We start from the raw sequence: 22,344 nt of genomic DNA, 5'->3' as shown, positions 1-22,344 counted from the left end.
ACGGAATTCCCGGCCACTCGCACCCCGCTCTCAGGCCGACAGCTCCCAGATCAGTACCTCGGCCGTCCCGGCCGCCACCAGCTCCAGCCCCTCCTCGCCGGTGATCCGTGCCGCGTCACCCGGCTCCAGCTCCTCGTCGCCGATCCACACGCCCCCGGCCACCACATGGACGTACACCCACGCCGCGTCCGGCACCGCGGTGCGCTCCCCGGAAGCCAGTCTGCGTACGTGCAGCATCGCACCGGCCTCCGGGAGGGCGTACGGGGTGGAGTCGGCGATGCCGGAAACGATCGTGTACGAGGGTTCGCCACCCGGGGAGAGCGGCGACAGCCACATCTGAACGAACGTCAGCGGAACGTCTCCGTCGTTGCGTTCGACGTGGCGCACCCCGGCCGCGGCGCTGAGGTGCTGGACGTCTCCGGCCCGTACGACGGTCGCATGGCCGGCCGAATCGCGGTGGGTCAGCTCTCCCTCGACGACCCAGGTGACGATCTCCGTGTGGCTGTGCGGATGTTCGTCGAAGCCCGCGCCGGGCGCCAGTCGCTCCTCGTTGCAGGCCAGGATCGCGCCGAAGCGCAGGTTGTCCGGGTCGTAGAAGGAGCCGAAGGAGAAAGCGTGCCGGGACAGGATGCCGGCGGCCTCGTCCCCGCCCGTATACCGGTCGTCCGCGCGCTGTACGGAAATCACGGGTCCACGGTAGCCCGGCCCGGCGCCCCCGCGTCACGACCGGTGACCGGCCGTCCGCTACTCGGCAGTACGACCCGCGGCGGCCCCGGCCCACCGTGCCCGCGGCCCGATAAGGCAATCTTGTGTCCGTGCCCCGATCCGATCCTGAGCAGCCTGCTGCGAATGACGCCCACCTGCATGCCGCGACCCTGAAGCGGCTGGAGCAGTCCTCCGGCCGGCTGGCCGCGAACGCGATCGCCCGCATGGACGAGTCGCTGCCCTGGTACCGGGCGATGCCACCGGAGAACCGGTCATGGATCGGCCTGGTGGCCCAGGCCGGAATCGCCGCCTTCACCGAGTGGTTCCGGCACCCGGAGACGCCTCAGGCCATCTCCACCGATGTGTTCGGTACGGCTCCGCGCGAGCTGACACGGGCGATCACGCTGCGCCAGACCGTCGAGATGGTGCGCACGACGATCGAGGTCATGGAGGCCGCGATCGAGGAGGTCGCCGCGCCCGGCGACGAGTCGCTGCTGCGCGAGGCGCTGCTCGTCTACGCACGGGAGATCGCCTTCGCGACCGCCCAGGTGTACGCGCAGGCGGCCGAGGCGCGCGGTGCCTGGGACGCCCGGCTGGAATCGCTCGTGGTGAACGCGGTGCTGTCCGGGGAGGCCGACGAGGGCGCCGTCTCCCGGGCCGCCGCGCTCGGCTGGAACTCGCCCGAGCATGTGTGCGTGATCCTCGGTACGGCCCCCGACGGCGACAGCGAACTGACCGTCGAGGCGATCCGACGCGCCGCCCGCCACGCCAAGCTCCAGGTCCTCACCGGAGTGCTCGGCAGCCGTCTGGTCGTCATCGCGGGCGGCAGCGACAACCCGCTGCACGTCGCAAAGGCGCTGATCGGCCCGTACGCGGCCGGCCCGGTCGTCGCCGGACCCGTGGTGCCCGACCTGCTGGCGGCCACCCGGTCCGCCCAGGCCGCCGCCGCCGGGCTCAAGGCGTGCGGTGCCTGGCAGGACGCGCCGCGGCCGGTTCTGGCCGACGACCTGCTGCCGGAGCGCGCCATTGCGGGCGACCCCGCCGCGCGGGACCAGTTGGTGGAGGAGATCTACAGACCGCTGGAGGAAGCGGGCTCGGCGCTGCTGGAGACTCTGAGTGTGTACCTGGAGCAGGCGAGCAGCCTGGAGGGCGCGGCCCGGATGCTGTTCGTGCACCCCAACACCGTGCGCTACCGGCTTCGACGTGTGACAGACGTCACCGGGTGGTCGCCATCCGATGTCCGCTCGGCGTTCACGTTGCGAATCGCCCTGATTCTGGGGCGTCTGGCCGACAGGGATACCCAGTCCTAGACTTTTGTCGGACATCAACAATTCCCCCTACGGTTCTTCGTCCCTGTCCCCACGGGCGTTCAGGACCGTTCACAAGAGAGAGTGTGAGGGTGCTCGTACTCGTCGCTCCCGGCCAAGGCGCTCAGACGCCCGGCTTCCTGACTCCCTGGCTCGACCTCCCCGGTGCCTCCGACCGCGTCGCGGCCTGGTCCGACGCCATCGGGCTCGACCTCGCCCACTACGGCACGAAGGCCGACGCGGACGAGATCCGCGACACCGCGGTTGCTCAGCCGCTGCTGGTCGCCGCGGGCCTGCTGTCCGCCTCCGCGCTGGCCGCGTCGCCGGATGTCGTCGCAGGTCACAGCGTTGGTGAGATCACCGCGGCGGCGCTCGCCGGTGTCCTCGACGAGGAGACCGCGCTCCGTTTCGTACGCACCCGCGGGCTCGCCATGGCGGACGCCGCAGCGGTCACCGAGACCGGCATGGCGGCGCTGCTCGGCGGCGACCCGGAGGTGACGGTCCCGCACCTGGAGAAGCTCGGGCTGACCCCGGCGAACGTCAACGGGGGCGGCCAGATCGTCGCCGCCGGCACCGCCGCTCAGATCGCCGCGCTGACCAGGGACAAACCCGAGGGCGTGCGCCGGGTGGTGCCCCTCACGGTCGCCGGCGCCTTCCACACGCACCACATGGCTCCCGCCGTCGACCGGCTCCGCGAGGCCGCCGCGGCACTGACGGTCTCCGAGCCGACTGTGACGTATGTCTCGAACGCCGACGGAAAGCCGGTCGCCACCGGCGCCGAGGTCATCTCGCGGCTGGTCGGCCAGGTCGCCAACCCGGTCCGCTGGGACCTGTGCATGGAGACGTTCAAGGAGCTGGGCGTCACGACGCTCATCGAGGCCTGCCCGGGTGGGACCCTGACCGGTCTCGCCAAGCGGGCACTGCCCGGGGTGCAGACCCTCGCGCTCAAGACCCCCGACGACCTCGACGCGGCCCGCGCGCTCCTCGCTGAGCACGCAGACGCCTAAGGAGCCCGAGAGCATGTCGAAGATCAAGCCCAGCCAGGGCGCCGCGTACGCACGGATCATGGGTGTGGGCGGCTACCGCCCGACCCGTGTGGTGCCCAACGAGGTGATCCTCGAAACGATCGACTCGTCGGACGAGTGGATCCGCTCCCGCTCCGGCATCGCGACCCGCCACTGGGCCTCCGAGGAGGAGACCGTGGCAGCGATGTCCATCGAGGCGTCCGGCAAGGCCATCGCCGATGCCGGGATCACGCCGGAGCAGATCGGCGCCGTCATCGTCTCCACCGTCTCGCACTTCAAGCAGACGCCGGCCATCGCGACCGAGATCGCCCACAAGATCGGTGCGGGCAAGCCCGCCGCCTTCGACATCTCCGCCGGCTGCGCCGGGTTCGGCTACGGCCTGACCCTCGCCAAGGGCTTGATCGTCGAGGGTTCGGCGGAGTACGTACTTGTCATCGGCGTGGAACGGCTCAGCGACCTCACCGACCTGCACGACCGCGCGACGGCGTTCCTGTTCGGCGACGGTGCCGGCGCGGTCGTCGTCGGCCCTTCCAAGGCGCCCGCCATAGGCCCGACGATCTGGGGCTCCGAGGGCGACAAGTCCGAGACGATCAAGCAGACCGTGGCGTGGGACGAGTTCCACGCCGACCGTCCGGAGAAGTTCCCGGCCATCACGCAGGAGGGTCAGGCGGTCTTCCGCTGGGCCGTCTTCGAGATGGCGAAGGTCGCCCAGCAGGCGCTGGACGCGGCCGGGGTCGCCCCGGAAGACCTGGACGTCTTCATCCCGCACCAGGCCAACATGCGGATCATCGACTCGATGGTGAAGACCCTGAAGCTGCCGGAGCACGTCACGGTCGCCCGTGACGTGGAGACCACCGGCAACACCTCCGCCGCCTCGATTCCGCTCGCCATGGAGCGGCTCCTGGCGACCGGTCAGGCGAAGAGCGGCGACACCGCGCTCGTCATCGGCTTCGGGGCGGGTCTCGTCTACGCCGCGACGGTCGTTACTCTCCCCTAGGCACACCGGACCTTCCGGTCCGGACGTCCGAACCCTGCAGAAATACATCGAAGGAGCGCCAACATGGCCGCCACCCAGGAAGAGATCGTCAACGGTCTCGCCGAGATCGTCAACGAGATCGCCGGTATCCCGGTCGAGGACGTCCAGCTGGACAAGTCCTTCACCGACGACCTGGACGTCGACTCGCTGTCCATGGTCGAGGTCGTCGTCGCCGCCGAAGAGCGCTTCGACGTCAAGATCCCGGACGAGGACGTCAAGAACCTCAAGACGGTCGGCGATGCTGCCGACTACATCCTGAAGCACCAGGCCTGATCCAGCCGGCTCGTGTGTCGCCACCCGGCGGTGGCGCCGCTGATTCACGACCCTCTACACGTGGAGAAGATTTTCCAGTGAACTCGACCAATCGCACCGTGGTCGTCACCGGTATCGGCGCAACCACTCCGCTGGGTGGCGACTCCGCGTCGACCTGGGAAGGTCTGATGGCCGGTCGTTCCGGCGTCAAGCCTCTCGAGGGCGAGCGTTTCGCCGAACTGCCCGTCCGGATCGCCGCCCTCGCGGCCGTCGACCCGGGCGACGTACTGCCCCGCCCGCTCGCCCGCAAGCTGGACCGCTCGGCGCAGTTCGCGCTGATCGCGGCCCGCGAGGCATGGGCGGACGCCGGCTTCACCGGCAAGGCCGGTGAGGACGAGAAGATCCAGCCCGACCGGCTCGGCTCGGTCATCGCCTCCGGTATCGGTGGCGTGATCACGCTCCTCGACCAGTACGACGTGCTGAAGGAGAAGGGCGTACGCCGCGTCTCCCCGCACACCGTGCCCATGCTCATGCCGAACGGCCCGGCGGCCAACGTCGGCCTCGAGGTCAACGCGCAGGCCGGTGTCCACACTCCGGTCTCCGCCTGTGCGTCGGGCGCCGAGGCCATCGGTTACGCCGTCGAGATGATCCGCACCGGCCGCGCCGATGTCGTGCTCGCCGGTGGCACCGAGGCGGCCATCCACCCGCTGCCGATCGCGGCGTTCGCCAACATGATGGCCATGTCCAAGAACAACGACGAGCCCGAGAAGGCGTCTCGTCCGTACGACACGGGCCGTGACGGCTTCGTGCTCGGCGAGGGCGCGGGCGTCGTGGTCCTGGAGTCCGCGGAGCACGCTGCCGCGCGGGGCGCCAAGGTCTACTGCGAGGTGCTGGGACAGGGGCTGTCCGCGGACGCCCACCACATCGCCCAGCCCGAGCCGACCGGACGCGGGATCGCTGCCGCCATGCAGAACCTGCTGGACCAGACGGACCTCAAGCCGTCGGAGGTCGTGCACCTCAACGCGCACGCCACGTCGACGCCGCAGGGCGACGTCGCGGAGCTGAAGGCTCTGCGCAAGGTCCTGGGCGACGACCTCGACCATGTCGCGATCTCCGCGACGAAGTCGATGACCGGTCACCTGCTCGGTGGCGCGGGCGGCATCGAGACCGTTGCCACGGTCCTGGCGCTGCACCACCGGATGGCTCCGCCGACGATCAACGTGGAGAACCTCGACGAGGCCGTGGAGGCGGACATCGTGCGCGATGAGCCCCGTCCGTTGCCCGAGGGGTCGATCGCCGCGATCAACAACTCGTTCGGGTTCGGGGGCCACAACGTGGTGCTGGCATTCCGCAGCGTCTGACCCCCAGCGCGCCGAAGCCCGCCGTCCCCTCGGGGAGGCGGGCTTCACCGCTGTCCGGGCTGAACGATGTCCTCCATCGCCCGGGCAGAAGATCATGCTCCTCCGGCGATCGCGCAGCGGGGTCCGGGGCGGAGCCTCCGGTGTCGGGAAGGGACGGGCAGGGGAGCAGGCCCGCGCAGGCGCGACCCGCACCCGCCGATGGGTCAGACCACCTGGTGGAGCCACCGCACCGGCGCCCCCTCCCCCGCATGCCGGAACGACTCCAACTCGTCGTCCCACGGCTTGCCGAGAAGTTTGGCGATCTCCGTCTCCAGCTCCGTCTCCCCCCGCACCGACCGCGCCAGTGCGGCCCGCAGCCGGTCCTCCGGCACCAGGATGTCGCCGTGCATGCCGGTGACCGCGTGGAAGATGCCCAGCTCCGGCGTGGAGCTGTACCGCTCGCCCTCCGCCGTCGCACACGGCTCCGCCGTCACCTCAAAGCGCAGCAGATCCCACCCCCGCAGTGCGGAGGCAAGCTTCGACGCGGTCCCCGCGGCACCCTTCCAGGAGAACTCGGAACGCCAGGTGCCGGGCGAGACCGGCTGTCTGATCCAGTCGAGCTGAACCCGCACACCGAGGACACCTGCCACCGCCCATTCGACATGTGGGCAGAGCGCGCGCGGTGCGGAGTGAACGTACAGGACTCCACGTGTCGTCACCGGGACCTCCAGTGTGGGACGAGGTTCGCCTTCCCCAGCGGCCTCGCGCCCGTACCGCCTTTTCTCGGCCGGTCCCCGAGGTTGTCGTCAGTAAACAGCATCGGGAGTGAATCTCCAGAAAAAGGACAGTATGTGACGTGATGTGATAATACGAAACCACCCAAGTGGAGCCGGGTGGCGGAACGTGGCACTGGTTCGACGGGGAAAAGCTACCGTGCGGCGACGCCCCAGGTGTGACGTACCGTCGGTCCTGGGCCCATCATTCGCACACCTTTCACCCGGCAGGGCGCGCGGGCGTGTCGCCTGGGGCCCTGGGGGGTTGCCGGGGGCATAAACGGGAGGGCAAGAGGGATGCAGAAACGTTCCGCGAGCCATCGCTCGCGCACCGGTGCCGCCGTTCTGGCGGCGCTTCCGGTGATCGCCGCGGCCGCGCTGGCCGGCTGTGACACGGGGTCGGACGGGACGACCAGGAGTTCCGCCGCCGGGCAGCACCGCCCGTCTGCCGCGCCCTCCCCCGCCTGGAACCGCAGTCCCGGGTCGGTCGCCGCAGTCGGGGACTCCATCACCCGTGGTTTCGACGCCTGCTCCGTGCTGGCCGACTGTCCTGAGGTCTCCTGGGCGACCGGCACGGACAGCGAGGTCCGGAGCCTGGCGGTGCGGCTGCTCGGCTCCTCGGGCGCGGCCTCGCACAGCTGGAACCACGCCGAGACCGGGGCCCGGATCGCCCAGTTGCCGGAGCAGATGGCTCTCGCGGCGGAGCGGAAGCCGGACCTGGTGACCGTGATGATCGGCGCCAACGACGCCTGCCGCGACTCGGCGGGACTGATGACGCCGGTGGCGGACTTCCGGGCCTCGTTCGAAGCGTCGATGCGGCAGCTCCGCAGCAAGGCGCCGAAGGCGCAGGTGTACGTGTCGAGCGTGCCGGATCTCAAACGCCTCTGGTCGACTGGGCGCGACAACCCCCTGGGCAAGCAGATCTGGAAGCTGGGCATCTGCAAGTCGATGCTGGGCCATGCGGATGACATGAGCGCCGGGGCCGAGGCGCGCCGGGCCTCGGTGCAGGAGCGGGTCGTGGCGTACAACGAGGTGCTGCGGAACGTGTGCGCGAAGGATCCGCGCTGCCGGTACGACGGCGGTGCGGTCTTCGACTACCGGTTCACCGGACGGCAGCTCAGCCAGTGGGACTGGTTCCATCCGGGGCTGAGCGGCCAGGCCCGGCTCGCCGAGATCGCCTACCGCAATATCACGGCTCGGAAGCCCCCGGCGTAGCCATCGGCACGTGGTCTATGGTCCGTGATCATGGACACGCGTTTGAGCAGCACGGCGATACGTACGGACCTCTTCGGCACCCTCGCGGACGGCACCGCCGTCCACCGCTGGACGCTGGAACGGGCCGGTACGCGGGTGCGCGTCCTGACGTACGGCGGCGCCGTGCAGTCGGTGGAGGTGCCCGGACGGGACGGCCTGCGGGCCGGGGTGGCGCTCGGGCTGCCGGATCTCGCGGCGTACGAGACGTGCTCGGGCCCCTACTTCGGGGTGCTGGTCGGACGGTACGCGAACCGGATCGCGGGCGCTTCCTTCGTGCTCGACGGGCAGACCCACCACGTGACCCGGAACGAGGGGCGCAACCATGTGCACGGCGGAGCCCTCGGCTTCGACAAGCGCGTGTGGGAGGCACGGGAGGTCCCGGGCGGTGTGGAGCTGTCGCTGGTCGCGGAGGACGGCGAGGAGGGCTTCCCGGGGCGGCTGGCGGTCTCGGCGGCGTACACCCTGGACGAGGACGGGGCGCTGCGCATCGCGTACCGGGCGACGACGGACGCACCGACCGTGGTGAACCTGACCAATCACACGTACTGGAACCTGGCCGGCGCCGACAGCGGCAGTGCGGCCGGGCACACCCTGCGGATCGCGGCCGGGCGGATCACCCCGGTGGACGGCGCGTCGATTCCCACGGGCGAGCTGCTGCCGGTGGACGGTACCCGGTTCGACTTCCGTGCGGCCCGGACGGTCGGCACGGGATACGACCACAACTTCGTGCTGGACGAGGCGGTGGACGGTCCGGTGGCCGAGCTGTACGACCCCGGCTCGGGGCGCGTCCTGACCGTCACCACGACCGAGCCCGGAATGCAGCTGTACACCGCCGACCACCTCGACGGGCGGCCGTACCGGCCCTGCGACGGGATCGCGCTGGAGACGCAGCACTTCCCGGACTCGCCGAACCGGCCGGAGTTCCCGAGCACGGTGCTGCGGCCGGGCGAGGAGTATGCGTCGACGACCGTGTACGGGTTCTCGGTGCGCTGACCGGATGAGGAGAGCCCCGGAGCGGGGTCGGGTGCCGCTCCGGGGCTCTCCGGTCCGAGGGGCTGCCGCTACTCCTTGACCTCCGTGGCCGCCGTCAGGCGTACGTCGCCGAGCGAGCGCGCCGCCTGCACCTCGTACGTGCCGGGCACGAGGGTCCAGTCGTACGCCGCCTCGTCCCAGATCTCGTACGCGCGCCGGTCCAGTTCGATCACGGCCTCGGCGCTCTCGCCCGGGGCCGCTTCGACGCGGGCGAAGCCGGCCAGCCGGCGGGCCGGGCGCTCGGCGGTGTCGTCCGTCGGTGCCAGGTAGATCTGGACCGTCTCGGCTCCGGGGCGGGTGCCCGTGTTGCGGAGACGGACGGTGGCGGAGTCGGGGGCGGCCGTCAGGGACTCGTACTCCCAGGTGGTGTAGCCCAGTCCGTGGCCGAAGGGGTACGCCGGTCGGATGCCCGCCTTCTCCCAGGCCCGGTAGCCGACGAAGACGCCCTCCTCGTAGTGGAGTTCACCGTCGGTGGGGGTCGTGACGGAGACCGGGACGTCGGCGAGTGCGACCGGCCAGGTGGTGGGCAGGCGGCCGCCCGGTTCGGCGGCGCCTAGCAGAACGTCGGCCAGCGCCGCGCCGCCCTCCTGACCGGGGAACCAGCTGAGCAGCACCGCGGCGACCTCGTCGCGCCACGGAAGTTCCACCGGGGAACCGGAATTGACGACCACCACGGTGTTCGGGTTGGCGGCGGCGACGGCCCGGACGAGATCGTCCTGGCGGCCGGGGAGCATCAGGTCGGTGCGGTCGAAGCCCTCGGACTCGACGCGTTCGGTGGTGCCGACGACGACGATCGCGGTGTCGGCGGCGCGGGCCGCCTCGACGGCCTCGGCGATCAGCTCGTCGGGGTCGCGGCGCGGGCCGAGGTGACAGAAGGAGAACGAGACGCCGGGAATGGGCGAGTCGGCGCCGAGCGTCTCGGGGACCTGCCGCAGCGACACCTCGACGGGGGTGCCCGCCGCGAGGGTCGCCCGGCCCCGCTCCAGCGGGTTGCCGAAGAACGCCTCGCCGGGGTCGGAGGAGCCGGTGACCCGATGGATGTCGTCGTAGAGGGTCTCGCCTGCGACGGTGAGTGTGAGCGCTCCGGTGCCGCGGGTGCCGAAGAGGTGCTCGCCGGTGTCGCGCGGGACGAACGTGCCGGTGATCTCGACGCTGTGGAGCGTCTCGTGGGTCACGCCGTCGGGGAGGTCGTCGCCGATCCACTGGACGGTGCCGCTGTGCAGCGGCGCCGAGCCGAGGACCGCACCGGATGCGTCGTAGCAGACGGCCCGGAGCTCGAAGCCCTTCTCGGCGGGGGCGAGTTCATTGTTCGGGTCGGCGCCGACGCGGTAGTCGAGGACGTCCTCGGGCAGGGCGGCGATCAGGCCGTCGAGCGGCGAGACGATGTGGTGCGGGAAGACCTGTGCGGAGCCGCCGCCGAGGACCCGGGCGTCGCGGGCGAGCGCGCCGCTGAGGGCGACCTTGCGCACGACGGCCGGGTCGACGGGGAGCGCGGCGCGTTCGTTGCGTACGAGGACGAAGGAGCGGCGGGCGATCTCGCGGGCGAGCGCGTCGCCGTCGATGCCGGTGGGGTGGTCCGCCGGGTCGACGACGGGCGGGGCGCCGTCCAGGATGCCGACGCGGGCGGCGAGGCGCAGTACGTTGCGCACGGCCCCGTCGACGACGGACTCCTCGACCTCGCCGGCCCGGACGGCCGCGGCCAGCGCCTTTCCGTACACCGTCTTCGGCCCCGGCATGGCGATGTCGAGGCCACCGTTGATCGCGGCGCCGGTGGAGCGGGCGGCCAGCCAGTCGGAGACGATGGAGCCGTCGAAGCCCCACTCGCCGCGCAGCACCGCGTTCTGCAGGTAGCGGTGCTCGGTCATGGTGGAGCCGTTGACCTGGTTGTAGGCGGCCATGATGCCCCATGGGTGGGCGTTCTTGACGATCCGTTCGAAGGGGGCCAGGTAGATCTCGCGGAGCGTGCGCGGGGCGACGATGTTGTCGACGGTGAAGCGGTCGGTCTCGGCGTCGTTGGCGATGAAGTGCTTCACGGTCGTGCCGACGCCGCCGTCCTGAACGCCGAGCACATAGCCGGCGCCGATCTCGCCGGTGAGGTACGGGTCCTCGCTGTACGTCTCGAAGTGGCGCCCGCCGAGCGGCGACCGGTGGAGATTGACGGTCGGGGCGAGAAGGACGTGCACGCCCTTGCGGCGGGCCTCCTGGGCCAGCAGCCGGCCCGCGCGGCGGGCGAGCGCCGGGTCCCAGGTCGCGGCGAGCGCGGTGGGCGACGGCAGGGCGACGGAGGGGTCCTCGGCGGTCCAGCGGACACCGCGGACACCGATCGGGCCGTCGGACATGACGAGCGAGCCCAGGCCGACGGCGGGGAGCGCAGGCAGCGACCACATGTCCTGGCCGGCCAGCAGCCGGGCCTTGTCGTCGAGTCCGAGTGCGGCCAGCGCCGCTTCGACCGCGGCCTCGCGGGCCTCGTCGGGCTGGGTGGGTGTGGACGCGCCTGCCACGGCCGTACCTCCTCGTGGTGAATACTCTGCGGAATTGTCTCCATGGTGACTCGGTTACCAGTAGAGCAGTAGGCTTTGTTATTGCTTTGTTATGCGACATGTCGGGGATGGCGTACGGTCCTGCTTGAGGAACCGACAGCACCGAAAGGGGCCGGGCGCGATGGTGCGGGCCAGAACCGCGGAGCGGCGGGCGGAGATCCTCCGCGCCACGCTGGAAGTGATCGCCGAACGCGGCTACCGCGGCGCCACGCTGAGCGCGGTAGCCGAGCGGGTCGGGCTGAGCCAGCAGGGACTGCTGCACTACTTCCCGACCAAGGAAGCGCTGCTCGTCGCCGTACTGGAGGAGCGCGACCAGTGGGACACGGGCGGCGGGTCCCGCAGTGACGGCACCTGGCGGGTGGATCTTCTGGACTCGCTCGTCGAGTACAACGCGATGCGCCCCGGCGTCGTCCAGACGTTCTCGGCGCTGCTCGGCGAGAGCGTGACGGAGGGGCATCCGGCCGGGGAGTTCTTCACCCGCCGCTACACACAGGTGCGCGCGAGCATGGCGGCCATGCTGCGCACGGAGTACGGCGGGACACTGCCGGGCGGCCTCACTCCGGAGCGGGCCGCGCCGCTGCTCGTGGCGGTGCTGGACGGGCTCCAGTACCAGTGGTTGCTCGACCCCGGATCGGTGGACATGCCGGCCGCGTTCCGGGACTTCCTGCGGCTGTTGCAGCCGGGATCCCCGGACGCAGCCGACGAGCACGAAGACCCCACCCGCGAGTCGGATGACCAGCGATAACACCGATACGACAAGATCGATAACCAGCGCGTGCACCATGCGGCTTACCGGGCGACCGCCCTCGAAGTCCTCTGCGAGCCGACGTCCGTCGCGGACCTCAGCGGGCGAGGCCCAGCGTGACGCCCAGTCCGACGAGCACCGAACCGATGCCCCGGTTGAGGACCTTCTGCCACCGCAGCATCGCGGTGCGCAGGTGGGCGTGCGAGAAGAACAGGGCGACCAGTCCGAACCAGCCGAGGTGGGCGAGGGACATGAAGAGCCCGTAGCCGGCCTGCCGCCACAAGCCGGTGTCGGGTCCGACGACCTGGGTGAACGTCGACACGACGAAGAGCGTGGTCTTGGGGTTCAGCGCATTGGTGAGGAAGCCGGTGCGCAGGGCCCCGAGCCGGCTCAGTCCCGGCTTCGACTCCAGGTCGACGGCGAGGTCGTTGCGGGCGAAGAAGGTCCGTACCCCGATGTAGACGAGATACGCCGCACCCGCCAGCTTGATCACGGTGAACAGGACGGTCGAGGACGCGATCAGCAGCCCGACGCCGAGCATGGTGTACGTGACATGGACCAGGACGCCCGCGGCGACACCCGCGGCGGCGAGGAGCCCGGTCGTCCGGCCGTAGAGATAGCTGTTGCGCACGACCATCGCGAAGTCGGCGCCCGGGCTGATGACGGCGAGGACGGTGATGACGGCGACGGCGATGATCTCGGTCATGAGCTCAGGTCTCCTCAGTCCGTGTTGACGCTGTACGGGGACGGGGACGGGGACGCGGACGGGGACGCGTCCTCGTCGTCGGCGGGCGGCGCCACCAGGTCCCGGGCGAGCAGGGTGGCCCCGGCGACGGCGCCCGGCATCAGGAACACGGCGACGAACGGGACCAGGAAGGCGAGTCCCAGCGGTACGCCGAAGCCGAGGATCAGCATGCGGCGGCCGCGCAGCAGGACGAGCCGGTCGGCCAGGACCATGCCACGGCGCTGGAGCGCGACGGCGGTGAGTTCCTCGGTGAGGAAGTAGCCGGTGACGCAGAAGCCGATGACCGGGACCACGGTCTGGCCGACGACCGGGATGAATCCGAGGGCGAAGAGCAGGACGGCGTAGAGCGTGACACGCACCAGGATGCGGATGCTGTCACGGGCGGAGATCCACAGCTCGCGCCAGAGCGGCAGCCCGGACTCGGGGACCTCGCCGCCCTCCGTGCGGTCGACCTCCTCGGAGAGCGACTCGTAGAACGGCTGGCCGACCAGCAGGGTCACGGCGGTGAACGTGACCACGGCGAGGAAGAGGCCGAGCGCGAAGACCAGCACGGTGAGCGTGGTGCGGAGAAGACCGAGCCAGGGGCTGGACCAGTCGTCGGCGAACGGGGTCGCCCAGGCGACGAGGTCGTCGGCTCCGTAGCCGAGACCGATGAGCGCTCCCACGTACACGACGAGTGTGATGAGGCCGGGGATCAGACCGAAGCCGAACCATCGTCCGTGCCGGGCCACCCAGCGCTGCCCCTTGATCAAATAGCTGAAACCCGCCCCTAGATCACGCATGGCGTCAGCGTACTGGCGGCGGTGGACACCGGTGACCGGGGAGTCGGGGCCGGGCCCGTCCGGCGGGACGATTTGTCCTCGAACGCCGGACGGGCTCGGCCTCTGCCGCGCTCAGGTCAGGCGGATCACGTTCCAGGACATCGGTTCCAGCGTCGCCCGCAGCATGCCGCCGTCGAGCTTCGTGCCGTCGGCCGGGTGCGGGGTGACGCGTTCCGGGTCGGTGAGGGTGTTGCGGGCGTCCGGGTCCCGATCGGCGAGGACCTGGTGTTCGGCAACGGCCGTCAGGTCGATGCCGTGCAGGGCGACTTCGAGCGGAAGTTCCGCGTCCTGGCTCCGGTTGACCGCGAACACCGTGACCGCACCGGTCTGCGGGTCACGGACCGCGGTGGCGTGCAGCAGATCCGTCTCGCCGTATTTCGCCGTCTCGTACGTGGGCGAGTCGACCCGCACGTCGAGGACCTGTCCCCGCCCGTGGGCCGCGGCCTGGGCGAAGGGGAAGAACGTGGTCTGCTTCCAGGCGGGTCCGCCGGGTTCCGTCATGATGGGGGCGATCACATTGACCAGTTGGGCGAGGCAGGCGACGGTCACCCGGTCCGCGTGGCGCAGCAGTGCGATGAGCAGCGTGCCGAAGACGACGGCGTCCGTGACCGTGTAGTTGTCCTCCAGCAGGCGCGGCGCCTCGGGCCAGTCGAGCGGGTTCTCCTCGGCCTCCTTCTGGGTGCGGCTCATGTACCAGACGTTCCACTCGTCGAAGGAGAGGTTGATCCTCTTCGACGACTTGAGGCGGGCCCCGACGTGGTCGCAGGTGGCGACGACGCTCTCGATGAAGGACTCCATGTCCACGGCGGATGCGAGGAACGAGTCGCGGTCGCCGTCGAGTTCCTCGTAGTAGGCATGGAGCGAGACGTAGTCGACAAGGTCGTACGTCTCGGCGAGGACCGTCGCCTCCCACTCGGCGAAGGTCGGCATGGACCGGCCGGACGAACCGCAGGCGACGAGTTCGACGGACGGGTCGATCTGGCGCATCGCCCGTGCCGTCTCGGCGGCGAGCCGCCCGTACTCCTCGGCGGTCTTGTGGCCGGTCTGCCAGGGACCGTCCATCTCGTTGCCCAGGCACCAGAGTCTGATGCCGAAGGGGTCCTTGTCGCCGTGTGCGATGCGGCGGTCGGAGAGTTCGGTGCCGGCCGGGTGGTTGGCGTACTCCTGGAGTTCGATGGCTTCCTGAACGCCCCGGGTGCCGAGGTTGACGGCCATCATGGGCTCGGCCCGGGGGCCGATCTTCTTCAGGAAGGCGATGTACTCGGAGAGCCCGAAGCGGTTCGTCTCCGTGGAGCGCCAGGCCAGGTCGAGGCGGCGCGGGCGCTCGTCGACGGGGCCGACGCCGTCCTCCCAGCGGTAGCCGGAGACGAAATTGCCGCCGGGGTAGCGGATGGCGGTGACACCCAGCTCACGGATGAGTTCGAGGACGTCCGTACGCAGGCCGGCCTCGTCGGCGGCCGGGTGGCCGGGCTCGACGATGCCGTCGTAGACGCAGCGGCCGAGGTGCTCGACGAAGGAGCCGAAGAGGCGGGGGTCGACGTCGCCGACGGTGAACGCCGGGTCGAGGGTGAAGCGCGCGGTGCGGGTCATGACTTCCTCGGTGTGTTCGGTATCTCGGTCATCGGTCGGGAAAATGAGCAGGACTGTGCGTGTGCGGGGTCGTCCCACGACGGGCCGGCCGTCGCGGCTCCGGCGCAGTTCGTTGCACGGGAACTGCCTCCGGGGTCTCGGTACGGGTCACTGCCCGGCCAGGCCGGTGTGGGCGACGCCGCTGACGATCTGACGCTGGAAGAAGACGAAGACGATGATCAGCGGCAGCCCGGCCATCAGGCCGCCGGCCATGAGCTGGGCCCACTGGATGCCGTAGGAATTCATCACGGTCGCGATGCCGTTCGGCATGGTCATCAGGTCGGGGTTGTTGGTCACCATGTACGGCCACAGGAAGTTGTTCCAGGACGCAATGAAGGTGAAGATGCCGACCGCGGAGAGGGAGGGCCGGGACAGCGGCACGATGATGGTGAAGAACACCCGCCAGCGACCGGCGCCGTCGATGAAGGCGGCCTCCTCCAGCTCCCTCGGAATCCCCTGGAAGAATTTGTAGAGGATGTAGACCATCGCGGCGGGCGCGCACTGCGGCAGGATCATGCCCCAGTAGGTGTCGACCATGCCCATCGACTGGACAGTGCTGAACAGCGGTACGCCGAGCACCGCCGGCGAGACCATCAGTCCGGCCATGACGAGGCCCATCAGGGCGCCCTTGCCGCGGAACTCGGTGCGTGCGAAGCCGTATCCGGCAAGCGCGCTGACCACCAGCACGATGACCGTGACACAGACCGAGACGACGAGCGAGTTCACGAACCAGTTGGTGATGTTGCCGGTCTCGAAGATGGCCTTCCACGCCTGGGCGGTCCACACCTTCGGCAGCCAGTGCGGCGGCACCTCGACGGCTTCGGTCTCCGACTTCAGGGAGGTGAACAGCGCCCAGGCCAGCGGGGCCACCCACACCGCGGAGACGGCGACGCCGACCACGGTGAGGACGATCTGGCCAGCGGTCCAGGGCTTGCGGACCTTGCCCGCCCCGACCGGGCCGGTCCTGACACGGATCTGCGTGGCGGTCATCGCACGCCCTCCTCACGCTTGCGCAGCAGCCACATGCGCCCGAGGGCGACGGCCGCGATGATCACGAAGAAGATGATGGAGATCGCGGAGGCGTAGCCCACGCGGTAGCTGGTGAAGCCCTCTTCAAGGGTGTACTGGACGAAGGTGCGGGTCGATTCCTCGGGGCCCGGACCGAAGTCGTAGATCACGACGGCCTGGTCGAACACCTGGAGGGAGGCGAGGATCTGCAGGGCGATGACGAGCCCGGTGATGTTCCGCAGCATCGGTACGGTGATGTGCACCATGCGGTGCCAGGCGTTGGCACCGTCCAGCTTGGCCGCCTCGTAGAGGTGGTCCGGGATGGTCTGGAGCGCGGCCAGGTAGAGCAGGAAGCTGAAGCCGACCGTCCACCACAGGGTGGTGATGACGACGGCGAGCATGGCCGTTGACTTGTCGGTGAGCCAGGGCGTGTCGACGCCGAGGACGTAATTGACCATCCCGGTCCCGGGGTTGAACAGCCACTGCCACAGGTTGCTCGCGACCGTCGACGGCAGCAGGAACGGGGCGAAGAAGCACAGCCGCCACAGCCATTTGGCGCGCTCGATGTGGTGGGCGAGCATCGCCATCAGGAAGGCGAGGACCGTGATGCAGGGTACGACCAGGAGCGTGAAGTAGGCGCTGTGGCCGAGGGAGTCCCACACCAGCGGGTCGTCGAACGCCTCGCGGTAGTTGTCCCAGCCGACGAAGTTCGCACCGACGCCGGAGACGTTGGCGTCGGTGAAGCTCAGATACACGCCGCGCAGGACCGGCCAGATCACGAACAGCGCGAACAGCACGAGGAACGGCGCGACGAACCAGCCGCCGTGCTGGAGCGCCCGCCCCGCACGGGCCCGCGCGCTCTCCGTATCCCCCGAGCTGATGGAACGCATCGACTTCGAAGCGGGCGCGAGAGCGGCCTCGGCGTGTGTCGTCGTCATGCGGCACCTCCCTGCGCGGCGGTCCTGCCATCCATCGGGTTCTTCATCGCCAGGAGCGTTTCGAGGACGTTCTTCATGCGGTGGGCGGCCGCGGCGGGCTTGGCGGAGCCGAGGGTGGAGGAGGCCACGACCGGTCCGATACGGGCGGCGAGCGTCCCGGTGGAGCCCGAGAACCAGGCCTTCGGCTCCGTCGCCTGGTGATCCATGGCGGAGACGTACTCGTTCTGCGGCGTGAGCTTCTTGTACGCGGCGGATCCGAGGGTCGGCGTGTACGCGGGGATGTGCCCGCCCGCCGCCCAGGCCAGGGCGTTCTTGACGATGTACGCGGCCAGTCGGTGCGCGCCCTCGTTGGAGGAGCCGCCTCGGTCCGACTGGTGCGGCAGGACGAAGGAGTGCGACTCGGCGTGGGTCGCCTGCTTGCCGAAGACCGGCGGCAGCGGGGCGGCGCCGTACTCGATCTTCGCGCCCGAGTAGACGGGGACCGACCAGTTGCCCTCCCAGGTGAACGGTGAGCCGTTCATGAACTGCTCGGCATCGGCCGCGCCCGCGGTGGCGTACCCGTCGGTGACGTGCTGCCGAAGGAACTCCAGGACCTGGGTGGCCTTTTCCTCGTCGAAGGTGACCTCGGTCATCGCGTCGTCGAAGTAGGTTCCGCCGAGCTGGGTGTAGAAGGCGACGAAGAACCACCAGGCGAAGTTCTGGTCGTTGGCGTGGATACCGACGGTCTGCAGCCCGTTCTCGGTGGCCTTCTTGGCGGCCTTGAGTGCGTCGAACCACTCCTCGGTGGAGGCGATCGGCACGATGAGGCCGTCGTCGCCGAGCAGGCCGGCCTTCTTGAGGACGTCCTTGCGATAGAAGTTCAGCTGGACGTGGATGTCGAGCGGCAGAGCGTACAGCTTGCCGTCGATGAAGGCGCGCTTCCACAGCGCCGGGTTGAAGTCCTGCTCGCGTACGCCGAACGTGGCGAGCAGGTCCGTGTCCCAGGGGTCCAGGAGCCGTCCCGGCGCGAAGCCCGCGACACGTCCCAGGTGGCTGACGGCGAGGTCCGGAGCGCGGCTGCCGGCGGCCGCCATCGCGAGCTTGGTGTAGTACGGATTGCCCCACTGGAGGGTCGCGTCCTTCACCGCGATGCCGGAGTTGGCCTTACGGAAGGCGTCCAGCATCGCGATCATGTTGGAGCCGTCGCCGCCGCTGAAGAGATTCCAGTAGCGGACCCGGGAGGCCGCGCTCGACGCGAGGGCGTCCGCACCGCTTCCCAGCGCCGCGAAGCCGAAGCTGCCGGCGACGGCCAACCCACCCAGCCCCGTGATCAGTTGCCTGCGATTCAGGCCAGGTCGTCCCATTCCCTGCCCTCACTTATTCGAAATCCCGAATGCTGCCCGTAACTTCGAACGGACCGTAAAATCGAAGCGCTTGCGCGTCAATGGGTCGCGCAAGAATTCCGAACAATGTCCGGGATATCGAACAAAAACGAGGGCCGCACCCTGGCGGGGGTGCGACCCTCGGTCACGTACGAGCCGTACGGGCGATCAGACGACCGACAGCTCGACCTTGATGTTGCCGCGCGTGGCGTTCGAGTACGGGCACACCTGGTGGGCCTTCTCGATGAGCGACTGCGCGGTGGCGGTGTCGACGTTCGGGATGGTCGCGGAGATCGCGACCTCCAGGCCGAAGCCGCCCTCGGCGGTCTTGCCGATGGAGACGGCGGCGGTCACGGTGGAGCCGGAGATGTCGGCCTTCTCCTGGCGGGCCACGACGCCGAGAGCGCCCTGGAAGCAGGCGCTGTAGCCGGCCGCGAAGAGCTGCTCCGGGTTGGTGCCCGCACCGCTGCCGCCCAGCTCCTTCGGCGGGTTGACGACGACGTCGAGCCGGCCGTCGTCGGAGGAGACACGGCCGTCACGGCCGTTCTCCGCGGTGGCGACAGCGGTGTACGCGACGGTTATGTCCTGAATGCTCATGCTGAGTGTTCCTCTGCTGTAGCGCCGCGACTCGCGCCCACGATCGCGACGGCTTGCAATGAGACTAACGGGTGCCCGGGAGTGACCTTCAGGCGAGGGAGACGATCATCTTTCCGGTGTTCTCGCCGCGCATCAGACCGAGGAACGCCTCGAAGCCGTTCTCGATGCCCTCGACGAAGGTCTCGCCGTACTTCAGCTCGCCCGAGGCCAGCCAGCCGGCGACCTCCTGGACGAACTGCGGCTGGAGCGCGGCGTGATCGCCGACGAGCATGCCCTGCAGGCGCAGCCGCTTGCCGATGACCAGGGCGAGGTTGCGCGGGCCGGGGACCGGCTCGGTGTCGTTGTACTGGGCGATCATTCCGCAGATGGTGGCGCGGCCGTGAACGTTGAGCGAGGAGAGCGCCGCTTCGAGGTGCTCGCCGCCGACGTTGTCGAAGTAGACGTCGATGCCGTCGGGGGCGGCCTCGCGCAGCTGCTCGGCGACCGGGCCGTTCTTGTAGTTGAACGCCGCGTCGAAGCCGTACTCCTCGACGAGGAGCTTGACCTTCTCGTCGGATCCGGCCGAACCGATGACCCGCGAGGCGCCCTTGAGCTTGGCCATCTGGCCGACCTGGCTGCCGACCGCACCGGCGGCACCGGAGACGAAAACGGCGTCGCCCTCCTTGAAGGAGGCGACCTCGAAGAGGCCGGCGTAGGCGGTGAGCCCGGTCATGCCGAGCACGCCGAGGTAGGCGGAGAGCGGGGCCAGGTCCGGGTCGACCTTCACGGCGTGCTCGGCGGGGACGTCGGCGTACTCACGCCAGCCCAGACCGTGCAGGACGTGGTCGCCGACCGCGATCCCCTCGGCGCCGGAGGCGATGACCTCGCCGACCGCGCCGCCCTCCATGGGGTGGTCCAGCTTGAAGGGCGGGACGTACGACTTCACGTCGTTCATCCGGCCCCGCATGTACGGGTCGACGGAGAAGTGCAGGTTGCGGACGAGGATGCGACCCTCGCCGGGAGCGGTGACCGGGGCCTCACGCAGCGCGAAATCCTCGGCCTTCGGCCAGCCGTGGGGGCGGGCGACGAGGTGCCATTCACGGCTGGACGTGGGAAGTGCTGCAGACATGGGCTCGAGGTCTCCTCAATGTCTTACGGGTGGGGGGAAGCGTTCCTGCAACGGAGAAAAGCTTCATGACGTGAAACAACCATGCTCCTGAATATTTCATGTTGTCAAGCAACGGAGTATCCTGAGTGTCATGGCCACCACGCGAACAGACCCTCTGACCCTCGAAGTCGTCGAGCTCATCGGCACTGTCGTGGCGCGCTACTACGAGGAGTACGACCAGGCCGCGGCCGCGCACTCACTGACGGGCGCGCAAGCCAGAGTCCTGGGACTGCTCTCCCTGGAGCCGATGCCGATGCGCAGGATCGCCCAGAAGCTGAAGTGCGAGCCGTCGAACGTGACGGGGATCGTCGACCGGCTGGAGACCCGCGGCCTTGTCGAGCGTCGGCCCGACCCGGCCGACCGGCGGGTGAAACTGGCCGCCCCGACGGAGAAGGGCATCGACACCGCGCGACAGCTGCGCGAGTCGCTCAACTTCGCCCGGGAGCCCCTGGCGAAACTGTCGGACACGGACCGCGCGGTGCTGCGGGATCTGCTGCGGCGGATGCTGGGCGTGGACGCGGAGTCCCAGGACCCCGGGCCGCGGACGCCCTAGGAGCAGAAGAACAGGAACCAGCACGTCTCCGTCCTGGTCGGGCTGGGTGTGGGTGTGGGTGGCGCCGGATTCTGGGGCGGCGACGCGGTGCCGGTGGGCTCCCCCGACTCCGCCGGGTCGCGAGGCGTCCCCGAAGGACTCGGTCCGGACGGCGGCTCCGTGGCGGAGCCGGCGCCGTCGGGCGGTGTGGTGGTGGCCGCGGGCGGGGCGGAGCCCTCGCCGCCCGGGGCCCCGGTGCCGGTCGAGGCGGCCGGACGGCGGGTGCCGGAGGTGTGCGCATCGGTGACCGGGACCACGGAGGGGCCGTCCACCGGTCCGGGACCGTCGACGTCGTGGCTCGACGAGGGGTCCGGTGCCGGTTCGGTCGTGACGTCGGTGGCCTCGCGTACGTAATCGGAGGCGTGGTCGTCGCCGTTCGGCTCGATGGCCAGCCGGGCGAAGCTCAGGACACCGGCGGCGAGCACGACCCCGAGGACGGCGAGCAGAGCCGTACGGCCGCGGCGACGGTGCGAACGGCGGCCACGGCCCTCCTTGACGCCTCGCCCTTCCCGGCCGCGTCGATTGCCCCGGCCACCCCGCTCTCCCCGGCCGCCCGGGGCGCGCTTGCCCCGGGATCCGCGCACAGGTTCGGCGGCGCCGCGGGACCGGCGGCGTCCGGCCGCCAGGGGCGGTGCGGTCGTCTCGCGCTCCGCGTCCGGTTCGTGGCCGGAGAGGAAGGGCGTGGCGTAGTGGCTCAGCGCCTCGACGGGGGTTCCGCACCCGGCACAGGCGAGGGCTCCGTTGAGATGCCGCTGACACGGGTGGCAGTAATCCATGGCGCCCGCAGATTATGTGCCGATAGGGCAACAGAGAAAGCCGCTCAGGTGAGGATCCTGTGTGGAAGCGTTGATTCCATGACCACCGCTCCCTTCGGTCCGCTCGAATTCCAGCTCGTCCTGCTCCGCCGGATGGCCGACCATCAACCCGGCCTCGTCGAGGATGCCCGGCACGAACTGAGCGCCTCGCTCTCCGAGATGCGGGAGGCGAACCGCCGCTGGCAGGCGATGGTGCGCGCGCCCCGCGGCCGCGGTTCGCTGCGCCGCTACCGCTCGGTGCTGGGCGAACCCGAGTCCTCCGTACGCCGCCGGATCGGCGACCTGGAGTGCGATGCCCTGCTCTGGCCGGTGCCGCTCTGGCCGGATCTGCGGTTCGAGGTGATGGTCGCGCCCGGCGCGGCCGTATGGAACGAATGGCTGGTCAGAGCCCCGGGGGCGGCCGGCCCCGAGCTGCGCACCGTCGAGGATCTGCGCCCCTGGTCGTGCACCGTCGACGAGGTGGCGCGTGCCTTCGCGCCGGCCCGCCCGATGGAGGGCAGCGCACCGACCCGCTGGGCACTGGCGATCAACGACCCCGTGACGGGGGCACCGTACGTGGCCGAATTCACCTGGGGGCTGTTCCAGCGACTGCTGCCCGGTTGAATTCGGCGCGTCGCCCACATCTGGCGACCCGTCAGCTCCATACTCCCTCCGGCTCATCCCAACGCGCGCGATTCCTCCG

22 protein-coding genes are annotated in these 22,344 nt (G+C 70.0%); 10 read left to right on the top strand and 12 right to left on the bottom strand.

Annotated elements, in window-relative coordinates; genetic code table 11:
* Positions 1-30: 30 nt before the first annotated feature.
* Entirely contained in the window at positions 31-687 is a 657-nt protein-coding gene (locus ACFU6I_RS01795; RefSeq protein ID WP_384360291.1) for a pirin family protein, read from the bottom strand.
* 128 nt (positions 688-815) lie between these two features.
* Between ACFU6I_RS01795 and ACFU6I_RS01790 the strand changes: the two genes are divergently transcribed.
* The 5 genes from ACFU6I_RS01790 to fabF all read left to right on the top strand — a co-directional run bounded on the left by ACFU6I_RS01790 (position 816) and on the right by fabF (position 5,686).
* Complete coding sequence (locus tag ACFU6I_RS01790) at positions 816-2,015, top strand: helix-turn-helix domain-containing protein (RefSeq protein ID WP_208857587.1); 1,200 nt, start codon at positions 816-818, stop codon at positions 2,013-2,015.
* A gap of 89 nt (positions 2,016-2,104) precedes the next feature.
* Positions 2,105-3,019 carry an ACP S-malonyltransferase gene (locus ACFU6I_RS01785; RefSeq protein WP_384360289.1) on the top strand — a complete coding sequence of 305 codons (915 nt, stop codon included), beginning with the start codon at positions 2,105-2,107 and terminating at the stop codon, positions 3,017-3,019.
* A 13-nt stretch (positions 3,020-3,032) separates the two neighbouring features.
* Entirely contained in the window at positions 3,033-4,034 is a 1,002-nt protein-coding gene (locus ACFU6I_RS01780) for a ketoacyl-ACP synthase III (protein ID WP_384360287.1), read from the top strand.
* A 63-nt stretch (positions 4,035-4,097) separates the two neighbouring features.
* Positions 4,098-4,346: an acyl carrier protein gene (locus tag ACFU6I_RS01775; protein WP_030925892.1), complete on the top strand. Its 249-nt coding sequence runs from the start codon at positions 4,098-4,100 to the stop codon at positions 4,344-4,346.
* Positions 4,347-4,423: 77 nt separating this feature from the next.
* Complete coding sequence (gene fabF, locus ACFU6I_RS01770) at positions 4,424-5,686, top strand: beta-ketoacyl-ACP synthase II (protein ID WP_266986001.1); 1,263 nt, start codon at positions 4,424-4,426, stop codon at positions 5,684-5,686.
* 203 nt (positions 5,687-5,889) lie between these two features.
* Here the strand turns inward: fabF and ACFU6I_RS01765 are convergent, their stop codons facing one another.
* Positions 5,890-6,384, bottom strand: a complete 495-nt coding sequence (locus tag ACFU6I_RS01765; protein ID WP_384360285.1) for a DUF3145 domain-containing protein — start codon at positions 6,382-6,384, stop codon at positions 5,890-5,892.
* Between the two features lie 351 nt (positions 6,385-6,735).
* Here ACFU6I_RS01765 and ACFU6I_RS01760 point away from each other — a divergent pair, with 351 nt between their 5' ends.
* On the top strand, positions 6,736-7,653 hold the full coding sequence (locus ACFU6I_RS01760) for an SGNH/GDSL hydrolase family protein (protein WP_384360283.1): 918 nt from the start codon (positions 6,736-6,738) through the stop codon (positions 7,651-7,653).
* Between the two features lie 30 nt (positions 7,654-7,683).
* Positions 7,684-8,685: an aldose epimerase family protein gene (locus ACFU6I_RS01755; RefSeq protein ID WP_384360281.1), complete on the top strand. Its 1,002-nt coding sequence runs from the start codon at positions 7,684-7,686 to the stop codon at positions 8,683-8,685.
* Positions 8,686-8,753: 68 nt separating this feature from the next.
* On the opposite strand, the gene ACFU6I_RS01750 is transcribed toward ACFU6I_RS01755, so the two are convergent.
* Positions 8,754-11,225, bottom strand: coding sequence for a beta-glucosidase (locus ACFU6I_RS01750; RefSeq protein WP_384360279.1), 2,472 nt, complete (start codon positions 11,223-11,225; stop codon positions 8,754-8,756).
* Between the two features lie 160 nt (positions 11,226-11,385).
* On the opposite strand from ACFU6I_RS01750, the gene ACFU6I_RS01745 reads away from it, so the two are divergent.
* Positions 11,386-12,009 carry a TetR/AcrR family transcriptional regulator gene (locus ACFU6I_RS01745; RefSeq protein ID WP_384360277.1) on the top strand — a complete coding sequence of 208 codons (624 nt, stop codon included), beginning with the start codon at positions 11,386-11,388 and terminating at the stop codon, positions 12,007-12,009.
* 97 nt (positions 12,010-12,106) lie between these two features.
* Here the strand turns inward: ACFU6I_RS01745 and ACFU6I_RS01740 are convergent, their stop codons facing one another.
* From ACFU6I_RS01740 to ACFU6I_RS01705, 8 genes are all read right to left on the bottom strand, one after another.
* Positions 12,107-12,715 carry a LysE family transporter gene (locus ACFU6I_RS01740; protein ID WP_345519505.1) on the bottom strand — a complete coding sequence of 203 codons (609 nt, stop codon included), beginning with the start codon at positions 12,713-12,715 and terminating at the stop codon, positions 12,107-12,109.
* Positions 12,716-12,729: 14 nt separating this feature from the next.
* A complete protein-coding gene (locus ACFU6I_RS01735) occupies positions 12,730-13,536 on the bottom strand; it encodes an EI24 domain-containing protein (RefSeq protein WP_384360275.1) in 807 nt (268 codons plus the stop codon).
* Between the two features lie 111 nt (positions 13,537-13,647).
* Positions 13,648-15,165, bottom strand: coding sequence for an alpha-N-arabinofuranosidase (locus ACFU6I_RS01730; RefSeq protein WP_384360273.1), 1,518 nt, complete (start codon positions 15,163-15,165; stop codon positions 13,648-13,650).
* A 147-nt stretch (positions 15,166-15,312) separates the two neighbouring features.
* Positions 15,313-16,194 carry a carbohydrate ABC transporter permease gene (locus tag ACFU6I_RS01725; protein WP_384360271.1) on the bottom strand — a complete coding sequence of 294 codons (882 nt, stop codon included), beginning with the start codon at positions 16,192-16,194 and terminating at the stop codon, positions 15,313-15,315.
* Positions 16,191-17,102: a carbohydrate ABC transporter permease gene (locus ACFU6I_RS01720; protein WP_384360588.1), complete on the bottom strand. Its 912-nt coding sequence runs from the start codon at positions 17,100-17,102 to the stop codon at positions 16,191-16,193. Before ACFU6I_RS01720 ends, ACFU6I_RS01725 begins: the two co-directional genes overlap by 4 nt.
* A gap of 44 nt (positions 17,103-17,146) precedes the next feature.
* Complete coding sequence (locus tag ACFU6I_RS01715) at positions 17,147-18,493, bottom strand: extracellular solute-binding protein (RefSeq protein ID WP_384360269.1); 1,347 nt, start codon at positions 18,491-18,493, stop codon at positions 17,147-17,149.
* Between the two features lie 186 nt (positions 18,494-18,679).
* A complete protein-coding gene (locus ACFU6I_RS01710; protein ID WP_384360267.1) occupies positions 18,680-19,108 on the bottom strand; it encodes an organic hydroperoxide resistance protein in 429 nt (142 codons plus the stop codon).
* 88 nt (positions 19,109-19,196) lie between these two features.
* Positions 19,197-20,216, bottom strand: a complete 1,020-nt coding sequence (locus tag ACFU6I_RS01705) for an NADP-dependent oxidoreductase (protein WP_384360265.1) — start codon at positions 20,214-20,216, stop codon at positions 19,197-19,199.
* Positions 20,217-20,346: 130 nt separating this feature from the next.
* On the opposite strand from ACFU6I_RS01705, the gene ACFU6I_RS01700 reads away from it, so the two are divergent.
* Positions 20,347-20,808: a MarR family winged helix-turn-helix transcriptional regulator gene (locus ACFU6I_RS01700; protein WP_384360263.1), complete on the top strand. Its 462-nt coding sequence runs from the start codon at positions 20,347-20,349 to the stop codon at positions 20,806-20,808.
* Here ACFU6I_RS01700 and ACFU6I_RS01695 read toward each other — a convergent pair.
* Complete coding sequence (locus ACFU6I_RS01695; protein ID WP_384360261.1) at positions 20,805-21,623, bottom strand: hypothetical protein; 819 nt, start codon at positions 21,621-21,623, stop codon at positions 20,805-20,807. The two genes, ACFU6I_RS01700 and ACFU6I_RS01695, sit on opposite strands and share 4 nt — an antisense overlap.
* Before the next feature lie 78 nt (positions 21,624-21,701).
* On the opposite strand from ACFU6I_RS01695, the gene ACFU6I_RS01690 reads away from it, so the two are divergent.
* The gene (locus tag ACFU6I_RS01690; protein ID WP_384360259.1) at positions 21,702-22,265 is read left to right on the top strand and encodes a hypothetical protein; all 564 of its coding nucleotides are present in this window, start codon (positions 21,702-21,704) and stop codon (positions 22,263-22,265) included.
* Positions 22,266-22,344 lie beyond the last annotated feature (79 nt).

Source organism: Streptomyces sp. NPDC057486 (assembly GCF_042802415.1).
Lineage (GTDB): Bacteria > Actinomycetota > Actinomycetes > Streptomycetales > Streptomycetaceae > Streptomyces > Streptomyces yanii.
This window is presented reverse-complemented; position numbering and strand designations above follow the sequence as displayed.